This window comes from Streptomyces sp. NPDC093260 (assembly GCF_040683715.1).
GTDB classification, from domain to species: domain Bacteria; phylum Actinomycetota; class Actinomycetes; order Streptomycetales; family Streptomycetaceae; genus Streptomyces; species Streptomyces sennicomposti.
The window spans coordinates 237,165-250,751 of the sequence record NZ_JBFBEK010000006.1 but is presented as its reverse complement, the minus strand read 5'-3'; the positions used below and the strand labels follow the sequence as shown (position 1 = coordinate 250,751).

The window sequence follows — 13,587 nt, the reverse complement described above, 5'->3', positions numbered from 1 at the left end:
CCGCTTCAGCGGTCCGCGCCGAGCGGGTAGCGTGAAGCGTCAAACCCCCTTCCGGCAGGAGAGTCCACGCCGTGCGCATCGCTGTCACCGGCTCCATCGCCACCGACCACCTCATGACGTTCCCCGGCCGCTTCGCCGACCAGCTCGTCGCGGACCAGCTGCACACGGTCTCGCTCTCCTTCCTGGTCGACCAGCTGGACGTCCGGCGCGGCGGCGTCGGCGCCAACATCGCCTTCGGCATGGGCCAGCTCGGCACGTCCCCCGTCCTGGTGGGCGCCGCGGGCCCCGACTTCGGCGAGTACCGCGACTGGCTGGACCGGCACGGCGTCGACACCGCCTCGGTCCGCATCTCCGAGACCCTGCACACCGCCCGCTTCGTGTGCACCACGGACGCCGACCACAACCAGATCGGCTCCTTCTACACCGGCGCGATGAGCGAGGCCCGCCTCATCGAGCTGAAGACCGTCGCGGACCGCGTCGGCGGCCTCGACCTGGTGCTGATCGGGGCCGACGACCCGGAGGCGATGCTCCGGCACACCGAGGAGTGCCGCTCGCGCTCCATCCCGTTCGCCGCGGACTTCTCCCAGCAGATCGCCCGCATGGACGGCGAGGAGATCCGCACGCTGCTGGACGGCGCGACATACCTCTTCTCCAACGAGTACGAGAAGGGCCTCATCGAGTCCAAGACGGGCTGGAGCGACGCCGAGATCCTCGACCGGGTCGGCCACCGGGTCACCACCCTCGGCGCCCGCGGCGTCCGCATCGAGCGCGTGGGCGAGGAGCCGATCGAGGTCGGCTGCCCGGACGAGGAGCGCAAGGCCGACCCGACGGGCGTCGGCGACGCCTTCCGCGCCGGTTTCCTCTCCGGCCTGGTGTGGGGCGTGGACCACGAGCGCGCCGCGCAGGTCGGCTGCATGCTCGCCACACTGGTCATCGAGACCGTCGGCACCCAGGAGTACACGCTGCGCCGCGCCCACTTCATGGAGCGCTTCACCAAGGCCTACGGCGACGACGCGGCCCGCGAGGTCCGCGCCCACCTGGGCTGACCCCGCGCCGCGCACCGCCACGGCCGGACCGGGCAGCGGCCGCCACACGAGAGCGGCCGCTGCCCGGTCCCCGCTCAGGCGATCCGGCGCACGACGTAGGCCGCGCCCTCGGCCGCCGGTTCCTCGCCGACGTACTCCTGGCCCCGCATCTCGCACCACGCCGGGATGTCCAGGCGTGCCGCCGCGTCGTCCGCCAGGACCCGTACCGTGCCGCCGACCGGGACGTCCCCGATGACCTTGGCCAGCTCGATCACCGGGATCGGGCAGCGCTTGCCGAGCGCGTCCAGCACCAGTTCCTCCCGGGCCGCGGCCGCCCGCGGCGCGGGCGGCGCCCCGGCGCCCAGCTTCTCCCGCACCCCCGCCACCACCCCGGGCAGCACCGTCAGGAACCGCTCGACGTCCTCCGCCGACGTCCCCGCCGGCAGCGACACCCGTACGTTGCCCTCGCTCAGCACGCCCATCGCCCGCAGCACATGGCTCGGCGTCAGCGTGCTGCTGGTGCAGGACGAGCCCGAGGAGACGGCGAAGCCCTCCCGGTCCAGTCCGTGCAGCAGTGCCTCGCCGTCGACGTAGAGACAGGAGAAGGTGACGATCCCCGGCAGCCGCCGCTCCGGATCGCCCACCACCTCCACGTCCGGCACCAGATGCGGCACCCGCGCCCGGATCCGTCCCGTCAACTCCCGCAGCCGCGCCGCCTCACCGGCCGCCTCCGCGCGCACCGCCCGCAGCGAGGCCGCCGCCGCCACGATCGCCGGGATGTTCTCGAACCCGGCCGCCCGCCCCGACTCCCGCTCGTCCACCGGCCCCCGCACCGCGAACCGCACGCCCTTGCGCACCACGAGCAGCCCGACCCCGGGCGGTCCGCCCCACTTGTGCGCGCTGGCCGCCAGCAGCGACCAGTCGCCCGGCACGGGCCCCCAGCCCAGCGACTGCGCCGCGTCCACCAGCAGCGGCACTCCCGCCGCCCGGCACGCCCCGGCCACCTCCGCCACCGGCTGCTCGGTGCCCACCTCGTGGTTGGCGGACTGGAGACAGGCCAGCGCGGTGTCCGCGCGCAGCGCCCCGGCGTACGCCGCGGCGTCCACCGCGCCCCCGCGGTCCACCGGGACCCGGGTGACGGAACCGCCCTGCGCCTCGTGCGCCTCGGCCGAATGGAGCACCGAGGAGTGTTCTACGGCTGACACGATCAGGTGATCCCCGACCCGGCGCCGGCCGGCCAGCGCCCCCGCGATCCCGGAGTGCACGGCCCGCGTCCCGGAGGCGGTGAACGTCAGCTCGTCGGGTCGGCACCCCACCGCCTCGGCGGTCGCCTCCCGCGCCGCGTCCAGCAGCAACCGCGCCCGCCGCCCCTCCTTGTAGAGCCGCGCGGGATCGGCCCACCCCTCGTCGAGGGAGGCGAGAAACGCCTGCCGGGCAACGGGATGCAGGGGAGCGCCGGACGCGGCGTCGAAATAGACCACACGTCCACGCTAAGCGCCCCGGAGCGGCGCGGGGAACCGGGCGAGCGTCCGCCACCGGCCCGCGTCCGCCGCCGGACCCGCTGCTCCCGGACCGTCAGAGGCCCCAACACACCTGCGCAAACCACGCCACCGGGGGGCATCCCACCCGCCAGCGTGACCCGCGGCGCGTTGGGCACCCCTCCCCGCGACCCGCCGGAAGGCGTCCAGTAGGGTTTGGTCCGCATAAACATCCAAACCCCTGCCCGACGCAGGGCGGCGACCGACCAGCGAGAAGGCAGGCCGCAGCCAACCGCGCGGGCGAGACTCTCGGGAAGGCGCTACGTGAGTCCCAACGGCTCCGACCGCTCGCCGCGGCGCCCGATGCGGCGGAAGCTGCTGCAGGCACTGACTGCGGGCCTGGTCCTGGCGACCGCAACCGGTTGCACATACAAGGACTTCCCCCGGCTGGGTATGCCCACCCCCGCGACGGAAGAGGCTCCGCGGATCCTCTCCCTGTGGCAGGGCTCCTGGGCCGCCGCGATCGCGGTCGGCGTGCTGGTGTGGGGTCTGATCCTGTGGAGTGCTTTCTTCCACCGGCGCAGCCGCACCAAGGTCGAGGTCCCTCCGCAGACCCGGTACAACATGCCCATCGAGGCGCTGTACACGGTCGTCCCGCTCATCATCGTCTCGGTGCTGTTCTACTTCACGGCCCGCGACGAGTCGAAGCTCCTCGACGAATCCAAGAAGCCCGACGTCACGGTCAACGTCGTCGGCTACCAGTGGAGCTGGGCCTTCAACTACGTGGCGCCCGTCCAGGGTTCCACGGGTGACGCGAAGACCGACAAGAACCTGACGGCCATTCCGGACCGGTTCAAGAACGACTTCCCCGCCAACGCCGGCGGCGTCTACGACTACGGCACGCCGGGCACGCGGAACCCGCAGAACGGGAACCCCGGCCCGACCCTGTGGCTGCCCAAGGGCAAGACCGTCCGCTTCATCCTCACCTCGCGGGACGTCAACCACTCCTTCTGGGTGCTGCCGTTCCTGATGAAGATGGACGTCATCCCGGGCCACACCAACTCCTTCCAGGTGACCCCCAACCAGGAGGGCACCTTCCGGGGCAAGTGCGCCGAGCTCTGCGGCCAGGACCACTCCCGGATGCTGTTCAACGTGAAGGTCGTCTCGCCGGAGCGTTACGAGCAGCACCTCAAGGACCTCGCTAAGAAGGGGCAGACCGGTTACGTTCCCGCCGGCATCGCGCAGACGAGCCACGAGAAGAACCGGGAGACGAACAACCTGTGAGCATCCTCAACGAACCTCAGGGTGCCGCCGCGGCTGAGGGCTCTTTCGAGAGCGGGCAGCCGGTGCGGCGCAAGCAACCCGGCAACGTCGTGATCAAGTGGCTGACGACCACCGACCACAAGACGATCGGCACGCTGTACCTCGTCACGTCGTTCGCGTTCTTCTGCATCGGTGGCGTGATGGCGCTGCTGATGCGCGCCGAGCTGGCCCGCCCCGGTCTGCAGTTCATGTCGAACGAGCAGTTCAACCAGGCGTTCACCATGCACGGCACGATCATGCTGCTGATGTTCGCGACGCCGCTGTTCGCCGGCTTCACGAACTGGATCATGCCGCTGCAGATCGGCGCGCCGGACGTGGCCTTCCCGCGGCTGAACATGTTCGCCTACTGGCTGTACCTGTTCGGCTCGCTGATCGCGGTGGGCGGCTTCCTCACCCCGCAGGGCGCCGCCGACTTCGGCTGGTTCGCCTACGCCCCGCTCTCCGACGCGGTGCACTCGCCGGGCATCGGCGGCGACATGTGGATCATGGGTCTGGCCTTCTCCGGCTTCGGCACGATCCTCGGCTCGGTCAACTTCATCACCACGATCATCTGCATGCGCGCGCCGGGCATGACCATGTTCCGCATGCCGATCTTCGTGTGGAACGTGCTGCTCACCGCGGTGCTCGTCCTGCTGGCCTTCCCCGTGCTGGCCGCGGCCCTGTTCGCGCTGGAGGCCGACCGCAAGTTCGGCGCCCACGTCTTCGACGCCGCCAACGGCGGAGCTTTGCTCTGGCAACACCTCTTCTGGTTCTTCGGCCACCCAGAGGTGTACATCATCGCGCTGCCGTTCTTCGGCATCATCAGTGAGGTCATCCCGGTCTTCTCCCGCAAGCCGATGTTCGGCTACATGGGTCTGATCGGCGCGACCATCGCCATCGCGGGTCTGTCCGTGACCGTGTGGGCCCACCACATGTACGTCACCGGCGGTGTGCTCCTGCCGTTCTTCTCCTTCATGACCTTCCTGATCGCGGTCCCGACCGGTGTGAAGTTCTTCAACTGGATCGGCACCATGTGGAAGGGCTCGCTGTCCTTCGAGACGCCGATGCTCTGGGCGACCGGCTTCCTGATCACCTTCACCTTCGGTGGTCTGACCGGCGTCATCCTGGCCTCGCCCCCGATGGACTTCCACATCTCCGACTCGTACTTCGTGGTGGCCCACTTCCACTACGTCGTCTTCGGCACGGTCGTCTTCGCGATGTTCTCCGGCTTCCACTTCTGGTGGCCGAAGTTCACCGGCAAGATGCTGGACGAGCGGCTCGGCAAGATGACCTTCTGGATGCTGTTCATCGGCTTCCACGGCACCTTCCTCATCCAGCACTGGCTGGGCGCCGAGGGCATGCCGCGCCGGTACGCCGACTACCTGGCGGCCGACGGCTTCACCGCCCTGAACACGATCTCGACGATCTTCTCCTTCCTGCTCGGCCTGTCGATCCTGCCGTTCTTCTACAACGTGTGGAAGACGGCCAAGTACGGCAAGCCGGTCGGCGTCGACGACCCGTGGGGCTACGGCCGCTCCCTGGAGTGGGCGACCTCCTGCCCGCCGCCGCGGCACAACTTCCTCACCCTGCCGCGGATCCGCAGTGAATCCCCGGCGTTCGACCTGCACCACCCGGAGATCGCCGCGCTCGACCAGCTCGAGAACGCCGGTCACGGCGAGAAGGCAGCCCTCGCTGGCGGCAAGGAGGCCGGCAAGTGAAGATCCAGGGCAAGATGTTCATCTGGCTGAGCGCCTTCCTCCTCATCATGGCCATCGTCTACGGCGTGTGGTCGAAGGAGCCGGCCGGTACCACGGCACTCTTCCTGTCGTTCGGCCTGAGCATCATGGTCGGCTTCTACCTGGGCTTCACGGCCAAGCGGGTGGACGCCGGCGCTCAGGACAACAAGGAGGCCGACGTCGCGGACGACGCCGGTGAGCTGGGCTTCTTCAGCCCGCACAGCTGGCAGCCGCTCGCCCTCGGCGTCGGCGGCGCGCTGGCCTTCCTCGGTGTGGCGCTCGGCTGGTGGCTGCTGTACTTCGGCGCCCCGCTCGTCATGATCGCGCTGTGGGGCTGGGTGTTCGAGTACTACCGCGGTGAGAACCGCACCCAGTGACACCCGCTCGACCCCGGGAGCCCGGACCCTCCGCACGGAGGGTCCGGGCTCCCGCCTTTCCGCGCCCCGAGCGCACGGACCTTCCGTCCCGCGACCGGACCGCGGATCCGGCCCGCGACCGCACGGCCGCCGTACGAGCGTCGCCCGAACGGACGACTTACCGCGCCGAAGTTGACGGAGCTACCTAGCGTGCTGCCATGAGCACCACTCCGCGCACGCGTACCCGCACCGTCGTCAGCCGTGCCCTGTTGGTGGCCGCCCTCGGCGCGGGCGCCACCGCTTGCGGCCCGGACGGCAATCCCCTGGCCGCCGCCCCGTACGACGCGGCGGACCAGATCTCCGTCAGCGGCCCCACGGAAGCCGGGAAACAGGCCGACCCGGACAAGCCCCTGGTGGTCACCGCAGAGGGGTCGGACGGCCGGATCACGGACGTCACGGCCGTGGACACCACGGGCCGCCACGTCTCCGGCGAACTCGACGCCGACGGGGCCCGCTGGCACAGCACCTCGCCCCTGGCCGCCGGCGCCCACTACACGGTCACGGTGAGCACGGAGGACGGCGACGGGGCACCCGGCCGCAAGGTCCTCACCGTCGACACCAGCAAGCCCGCCACCCTCAAGCGCCTGAACGTGGAGTTCGGGCCGGAGGCGGGCACCTATGGCGTCGGCGAGCCCATCGTGGCGCAGCTCGACCAGCCCATCAAGGACAAGGCGCAGCGCGCCATCGTGGAGCGCGGCCTCAGGGTCGAGTCCACGCCCGCCGTGCAGGGCTCCTGGTACTGGGTGGACGACAAGCAGCTGCACTACCGTCCCCGGGACTACTGGCCGGCCAACGCCACCGTCGAGGTGCACAGCAACCTCGAGAACATCCGGATCAACAACGAGCTGTGGGGCGGCGCGGCCAAGCCGCTGACCGTCACCACCGGCGACCGGGTCATCGCCCTCACGGACGCCGCCACGCACCGGCTGACGCTCTACCGCAACGACGAGAAGGTCAAGGAGATCCCCGTCACCACGGGCAAGCCCGGCTTCGAGACCCGCAACGGCGTCAAGGTCGTACTGGCCAAGCAGTACTTCGTGCGGATGAAGAGTTCCACCGTCGGCATCGCCGCCGGTTCCTCGGACTCCTACGACCTGCCCGTCTACTACGCCACCCGGGTGACCTGGAGCGGCGAGTTCGTCCACGCGGCCCCCTGGTCCGTGGGCTCACAGGGCAGCGCCAACGTCAGCCACGGCTGCACGGGCATGAGCACGCCGAACGCCAAGTGGTTCTTCGACAACATCCACGAGGGCGACATCGTCCAGGTGGTGAACTCGGCCGGCCAGCAGATGGAGACCTTCGACAACGGCTTCGGCGACTGGAACCTGTCCTGGGACAAATGGCTCCAGGGCAGCGCCCTCACCGGCGCCCAGGGCTCCCCTCAGGGCGACACGACGCGGCTGCGCCCCCAGAGCCTGTAGACCCGGGAGACCGCCGCAACCCGGGGGCGCGGGGCTGTGCCGACGTGCGGCTCCGCCGCGTGAGCGCCCCCCCGGACACGGACGGCCCGCAGCCGCACGACTACGGGCCGTCCCGAGCTGCCGGGCGCGGTGCAACCCCTTCACGCGCCGCGGCGCGCCCTCACGCGGTCACCGGCATGCTTTTCCGCAGCAGCGCCGTCAGCGTGGACGCGAACTCCACCGGCTCCACCGGCAGCGTCACCGCCGCGTCCGCCCGGCTCCACGTGGCCAGCCACGCGTCCTGCGGCCGCCCGATCAGCAGCAGCACCGGCGGGCACCGGAAGACCTCGTCCTTGATCTGCCGGCACAGCCCCATGCCGCCCATCGGCACGGCCTCGCCGTCCAGGACGCAGACGTCGACCCCGCCCCTGTCCAGCTCCTTGAGCACCGCGGCGGGCGTGGCGCACTCCAGGAACTCCACCAAGGGCGCGTCCTGGGCCGGCCTGCGGCCGGTGGCAAGCCGCACCTGCTCCCGGGTGCCTGCGTCGTCGCTGTAGACCAGCACCGTGGCGGTCGCCTGCATTGTTCCTCCACGCATCTCAGAACAGCCTTGGTCGGAGAACTCATCGGGAACTTCCGGGTACCGATGCGGCGGATGCTACTCCTCCCCATCCCTGGTCAACACCGCTTGGAACACGCCTTCGATGGGCCATACGGGCTGGACACACCCCCCAGACACTCCGAACGGCACCCCCCGGAGTGAGGGCGGGATAAGCGACCGACATAATGTCGGTCGTGGCGACAGCAACGACAGTAGAAACCGGGCACGCGCACCCGTCGGTCAACCGGCCGAACCTCACCAGCGTCGGAACCATCATCTGGCTGAGTTCCGAGCTGATGTTCTTCGCGGCCCTCTTCGCGATGTACTTCACCCTGCGATCGGTGACGGGTCCGGCGCACTGGAAGGAGATGGCGGACCACCTCAACGTCCCCTTCTCGTCGGCGAACACCACGATCCTGGTGCTCTCCTCGCTCACCTGCCAGCTCGGCGTCTTCGCCGCCGAGCGCGGTGACGTGAAGAAGCTCCGGGGCTGGTTCATCGTCACCTTCATCATGGGTGCGATCTTCATCGGCGGTCAGATCTACGAGTACACCAGCCTGGTGAAGGAAGACGGGCTCTCCCTGTCCTCCGACCCGTACGGCTCGGTGTTCTACCTGACCACCGGCTTCCACGGCCTGCACGTGACGGGCGGTCTCATCGCCTTCCTGCTGGTCCTCGGCCGCACCTACGCGGCGCGGAGGTTCACCCACGAGCAGGCGACCGCGGCCATCGTCGTGTCCTACTACTGGCACTTCGTCGATGTCGTCTGGATCGGCCTCTTCGCCACGATCTACCTGATCAAGTAGCCGACGAACCGATCTCAGTCCGCAAAGCATCGACGCAGAAGATCCTGACACCGGGGTAATCCGTGAAAAAGCTCTCCGCACGACGACGCCATCCGCTGGCGGCGGTCGTCGTCCTACTTCTCGCGCTGGCGGCCACGGGGGGGCTGTACACCGCGTTCGCGCCCGCGAGCAAGGCCAAGGCCGACGACTCAGCCCAGTCCCTCACGATCGAGGAGGGCAAGAAGCTCTACGCGGTCGGCTGCGCAAGCTGCCACGGCACGGGCGGTCAGGGCACCACTGACGGCCCGAGCCTCGTGGGCGTGGGCGCCGCCGCGGTCGACTTCCAGGTCGGCACCGGCCGTATGCCGGCGCAGCAGCCCGGCGCGCAGATCCCGCGCAAGAAGGTCATCTACACGCAGCCCGAGATCGACCAGCTGGCGGCGTACATCGCCTCCCTGGGCGCCGGCCCCGCCGTGCCGACGAAGAACCAGTACAGCCCGGAGGGCGCGGACATCGCCAAGGGTGGCGAGCTGTTCCGCACCAACTGCGCCCAGTGCCACAACTTCACCGGCAAGGGCGGTGCGCTCACGCACGGCAAGTTCGCCCCGGACCTCGAAGGCGTCCAGCCGAAGCACATCTACGAGGCCATGCAGACCGGCCCGCAGAACATGCCCTCCTTCCCCGACACCACGCTGTCGGCGAAGAACAAGAAGGACATCATCGCGTACCTGAACGCGGTCAACAGCGACCAGACCGACAACCCGGGCGGTCTCGAACTGGGCGGCCTCGGGCCGGTCAGTGAGGGTCTGTTCGCGTGGATCTTCGGCCTCGGCGCACTGATCGCCGTAGCCGTGTGGGTCGCCGCTCGGACCGCAAAGGCCAAGAAGTCATGAGTAGCCAAGACATTCCAGAAGAGAACCTGCCCGCCGAGCAGGGCACGGCGCACGGCGCCGTAGGCGTCGCGGACGAGAAGAACCCGTTCGCCGACCCGGGCCTGCCGCCGCACGAGCACCGGATCCAGGACATCGACGAGCGGGCCGCCAGGCGGTCCGAGCGCGTCGTCGCCCTGCTGTTCACGGTGTCCATGCTGGCCACCATCGGCTTCATCGTCTCGTACGTGACGATCCCGAACGACAAGTCGGTCTACGTCTTCCCGATCGGCCACATGAGCGCGATGAACTTCGCGCTCGGTCTGACGCTGGGTGTGGCGCTGTTCTGCATCGGCGCGGGCGCCGTCCACTGGGCCCGCACCCTGATGTCGGACGCCGAGGTCGCCGACGAGCGTCACCCGATCGAGGCGTCGCCGGAGGTCCGTGCGAAGGTCCACGCGGACTTCAAGCAGGGCGCCAAGGAATCGGCGATCGGCCGCCGGCCGCTGATCCGCAACACCATGCTGGGCGCGCTCACCCTGGTGCCGCTGTCCGGTCTGTTCCTGCTGCGCGACCTGGGCCCGCTGCCCAAGGAGACGCTGCGGCACACCCTGTGGGCCAAGGGCAAGCGCCTGGTCAACATGAACACCAACCAGCCGCTGCGTCCCGAGGACGTCGCCGTGGGTTCGCTCACCTTCGCCATGCCCGACGGGCTGAAGGAGACGGACGAGGAGTTCCAGACCGAGATCGCCAAGGCGGCGCTGATGATCGTCCGGCTCCAGCCGGACAACATCAAGGACAAGCGCGAGCTGGAGTGGTCGCACGAGGGCGTCGTGGCCTACTCGAAGATCTGCACCCACGTGGGCTGCCCGATCTCCCTGTACGAGCAGCAGACGCATCACGTGCTGTGCCCGTGCCACCAGTCCACCTTCGACCTCTCCGACGGTGCCCGAGTGATCTTCGGCCCGGCCGGTCACGCCCTTCCGCAGCTGCGCATCGGCGTGGACAGCGAGGGTTACCTCCAGGCGCTCGGCGACTTCGAGGAGCCCGTCGGTCCTGCATTCTGGGAGCGCGGATGAGTACTACAGCGAGCAACGAGACCCGCTCGCGCGGGAAGGCGCCGGCCGGCGAGAAGCTCGCCGACTGGGCCGACGGCCGGCTGGGCATCTACAGCCTGGCCAAGGCCAACATGCGCAAGATCTTCCCCGACCACTGGTCGTTCATGCTGGGTGAGGTCTGCCTCTACAGCTTCCTGATCATCATCCTCACGGGTGTGTATCTGACGCTGTTCTTCCACCCCTCGATGAACGAGGTGGTGTACCACGGCAGCTACGTCCCGCTCCAGGGACAGCTGATGAGCGAGGCGTTCAACTCGACCCTGCACATCTCCTTCGAGGTGCGCGGTGGTCTGCTCATCCGGCAGATCCACCACTGGGCCGCGCTGGTCTTCCTGGCCGGCATGTTCGTGCACATGATGCGCGTGTTCTTCACCGGCGCGTTCCGCAAGCCGCGTGAGGTCAACTGGCTGTTCGGCTTCCTGCTGTTCGTCCTCGGCATGTTCACCGGCTTCACCGGTTACTCGCTCCCGGACGACCTGCTCTCCGGCACCGGTGTCCGCTTCATGGAGGGCGCGATCCTGTCCGTGCCGATCATCGGCACGTACATCTCGTACTTCCTGTTCGGCGGCGAGTTCCCCGGTCACGACTTCGTGGCCCGGTTCTACTCGATCCACATCCTGCTGCTGCCGGGCATCATGCTCGGTCTGGTGGTCGGCCACCTGATCCTGGTCTTCTACCACAAGCACACGCAGTTCGCGGGTCCCGGCAAGACGAACAACAACGTCGTCGGCATGCCGCTGCTGCCGGTCTACATGGCCAAGGCCGGAGGCTTCTTCTTCCTGGTCTTCGGCGTCATCGCGGTGATCGCCGCGATCGCCCAGATCAACCCGATCTGGGCCATCGGCCCCTACCGGCCGGACCAGGTGTCCACCGGCGCCCAGCCCGACTGGTACATGGGCATGGCCGAGGGTCTGATCCGCGCGATGCCGGGCTGGGAGATCAACTTCTGGGGTCACACCCTGGTCCTGGGCGTGTTCATCCCGCTGGTGCTGTTCGGCGTGGTCCTCGCGGCGATCGCCCTGTACCCGTTCATCGAGTCCTGGGTCACCGGCGACAAGCGCGAGCACCACATCCTGGACCGCCCGCGCAACGTCCCGACCCGCACGGCCTTCGGCGCCGCGTGGATCGCCTGGTACTTCGTGCTGCTGGTCGGCGGTGGCAACGACCTGTGGGCCACCCACTTCCACCTGTCGATCAACGCGATCACCTGGTTCGTCCGCATCGCGTTCTTCGTGGTGCCGGTCATCACCTTCGTCGTCACCAAGCGGATCTGCCTCGGCCTCCAGCGCCGGGACAAGGACAAGGTGCTGCACGGCCGCGAGTCCGGCATCATCAAGCGCCTGCCGCACGGTGAGTTCATCGAGGTGCACGAGCCGCTCAGCCAGGAGCAGCTGTACACCCTCACGGCCCACCACCAGTACGAGCCGGCCGAGATCGGCCCGACGGTCGACGAGAACGGCGTCGAGCGCAAGGTGTCGGGTACGGCCAAGCTGCGCGCCAAGCTCAGCAAGGCCTACTACGGCGAGGACAACCAGATCCCGAAGCCGACTGTCGAGGAGTACAAGGAGATCACGAGTGGCCACGGCCACCACTGATCACTGACCCCTGAGCGTCGCCACGCCACGGTCGAAGGGCCCCGTCCGAACCCCGGACGGGGCCCTTCGCCGTGTGCCGGGGCGGATAGGGTGAAAGCTGACTTGCGACCGAGCGTCCCGGAGCCGGGGCGCCTACCCAGGAGCGGCTTATGAGCGCTGTGACCCCCGCCGGAGGCGACACCGCGGCGGCCCGTTCCTGGCCCGCCGTACTGAACGGTCTGCTGGAGGGCCGTGACCTCAGGGCCGACGACACGGCCTGGGCCATGGACCGGATCATGGGCGGGGAGGCGACGGACGCACAGATCGCCGGCTTCGCGGTGGCGCTGCGCGCCAAGGGCGCCACGGTCGAGGAGATCACCGGTCTGGTGCGCACGATGTACGAGCACGCGAACGTGATCAAGGTGCCGGGCGACACCGTCGACATCGTCGGCACCGGCGGCGACGGCGCCAAGACGGTGAACATCTCCACCATGTCCTCGATCGTCGTCGCCGGCACCGGCGCGAAGGTCGTCAAGCACGGCAACCGGGCCGCGTCCTCCGCCTCCGGCGCCTCCGACGTGCTGGAGAAGCTCGGCGTCAACCTCGACCTCACCCCGCGTCGGGTGGTCGAGGTCGCCGAGGAGGCCGGGATCACCTTCTGCTTCGCGGTGAAGTTCCACCCGGCCCTGCGTCATGTGGGCGCCGCGCGCGGCCAGTTGGGCATCCGGACGGTGTTCAACCTGCTCGGTCCGCTGACCAACCCGGCCAAGGTGCGCTCCCAGGCGGTGGGCGTCGCCGTGGCCCACGAGGCACCGATCGTCGCGGGCGTCTTCGCCGAACGCGGCAACTCCTCGCTGGTCTTCCGGGGCGACGACGGCCTGGACGAGCTGACCACGACGGCCACCTCCCGGGTGTGGGTGGTCCGCGACGGGCAGGTCGCCGAGGAGGCCTTCGACCCGCGGGACGTGGGCCTGGACCTGGTGCCCGTGGAGGCGCTGCGCGGCGCCGACGCGTCGTACAACGCGGAGGTGGCCCGCCGGCTGCTGGACGGCGAGCGGGGGCCCGTACGGGACGCCGTGCTGCTGAACTCGGCGGCGGCCCTGGTGGCCCTCAGTCCCGGCTCCGGGACGCTGGCGGAGCAGATCCGGGCCGGCATGGAGCGGGCGGCGGAGTCCATCGACTCGGGGGCGGCCCGGCGCACGCTGGAGCGCTGGGTGGCCGCGAGCAACGCCTGACGGCCCGTAGGGGCGACCGGCGGTTCCTCAGGACCCTTCGCGGTCCCG

General features: G+C 69.4%; 12 protein-coding genes. 10 read left to right on the top strand and 2 right to left on the bottom strand.

Annotated features, from left to right (window positions below):
- Positions 1–71: 71 nt before the first annotated feature.
- A complete protein-coding gene (locus AB0N63_RS10630) occupies positions 72–1,046 on the top strand; it encodes a carbohydrate kinase family protein (protein WP_365526933.1) in 975 nt (324 codons plus the stop codon).
- Positions 1,047–1,120: 74 nt separating this feature from the next.
- On the opposite strand, the gene AB0N63_RS10625 is transcribed toward AB0N63_RS10630, so the two are convergent.
- Positions 1,121–2,506: an aminotransferase class V-fold PLP-dependent enzyme gene (locus AB0N63_RS10625; protein WP_365526930.1), complete on the bottom strand. Its 1,386-nt coding sequence runs from the start codon at positions 2,504–2,506 to the stop codon at positions 1,121–1,123.
- Between the two features lie 321 nt (positions 2,507–2,827).
- Here AB0N63_RS10625 and coxB point away from each other — a divergent pair, with 321 nt between their 5' ends.
- From coxB to AB0N63_RS10605, 4 genes are all read left to right on the top strand, one after another.
- A complete protein-coding gene (gene coxB / locus AB0N63_RS10620) occupies positions 2,828–3,787 on the top strand; it encodes a cytochrome c oxidase subunit II (RefSeq protein ID WP_009188185.1) in 960 nt (319 codons plus the stop codon).
- Positions 3,784–5,523, top strand: a complete 1,740-nt coding sequence (gene ctaD, locus AB0N63_RS10615) for a cytochrome c oxidase subunit I (RefSeq protein ID WP_365526927.1) — start codon at positions 3,784–3,786, stop codon at positions 5,521–5,523. Before coxB ends, ctaD begins: the two co-directional genes overlap by 4 nt.
- The gene (locus AB0N63_RS10610; protein ID WP_365526925.1) at positions 5,520–5,918 is read left to right on the top strand and encodes a cytochrome c oxidase subunit 4; all 399 of its coding nucleotides are present in this window, start codon (positions 5,520–5,522) and stop codon (positions 5,916–5,918) included. Before ctaD ends, AB0N63_RS10610 begins: the two co-directional genes overlap by 4 nt.
- Before the next feature lie 197 nt (positions 5,919–6,115).
- Positions 6,116–7,378 (top strand): Ig-like domain-containing protein, encoded by a 1,263-nt coding sequence (locus tag AB0N63_RS10605; RefSeq protein ID WP_365526923.1) that lies wholly within the window; start codon positions 6,116–6,118, stop codon positions 7,376–7,378.
- A gap of 160 nt (positions 7,379–7,538) precedes the next feature.
- Here AB0N63_RS10605 and AB0N63_RS10600 read toward each other — a convergent pair whose 3' ends face one another.
- Complete coding sequence (locus AB0N63_RS10600) at positions 7,539–7,940, bottom strand: hypothetical protein (protein WP_365526920.1); 402 nt, start codon at positions 7,938–7,940, stop codon at positions 7,539–7,541.
- Between the two features lie 203 nt (positions 7,941–8,143).
- On the opposite strand from AB0N63_RS10600, the gene AB0N63_RS10595 reads away from it, so the two are divergent.
- The 5 genes from AB0N63_RS10595 (at position 8,144) to trpD (ending at position 13,539) form a co-directional block, all read left to right on the top strand.
- Positions 8,144–8,764, top strand: coding sequence for a heme-copper oxidase subunit III (locus AB0N63_RS10595; RefSeq protein ID WP_009188180.1), 621 nt, complete (start codon positions 8,144–8,146; stop codon positions 8,762–8,764).
- A 62-nt stretch (positions 8,765–8,826) separates the two neighbouring features.
- Positions 8,827–9,636 carry a c-type cytochrome gene (locus tag AB0N63_RS10590; RefSeq protein ID WP_365526917.1) on the top strand — a complete coding sequence of 270 codons (810 nt, stop codon included), beginning with the start codon at positions 8,827–8,829 and terminating at the stop codon, positions 9,634–9,636.
- Positions 9,633–10,691, top strand: coding sequence for a Rieske 2Fe-2S domain-containing protein (locus AB0N63_RS10585; protein ID WP_365526914.1), 1,059 nt, complete (start codon positions 9,633–9,635; stop codon positions 10,689–10,691). Before AB0N63_RS10590 ends, AB0N63_RS10585 begins: the two co-directional genes overlap by 4 nt.
- The gene (locus AB0N63_RS10580; protein WP_365526912.1) at positions 10,688–12,325 is read left to right on the top strand and encodes a cytochrome bc complex cytochrome b subunit; all 1,638 of its coding nucleotides are present in this window, start codon (positions 10,688–10,690) and stop codon (positions 12,323–12,325) included. Before AB0N63_RS10585 ends, AB0N63_RS10580 begins: the two co-directional genes overlap by 4 nt.
- A gap of 149 nt (positions 12,326–12,474) precedes the next feature.
- A complete protein-coding gene (trpD, locus tag AB0N63_RS10575; RefSeq protein WP_365526909.1) occupies positions 12,475–13,539 on the top strand; it encodes an anthranilate phosphoribosyltransferase in 1,065 nt (354 codons plus the stop codon).
- Positions 13,540–13,587 lie beyond the last annotated feature (48 nt).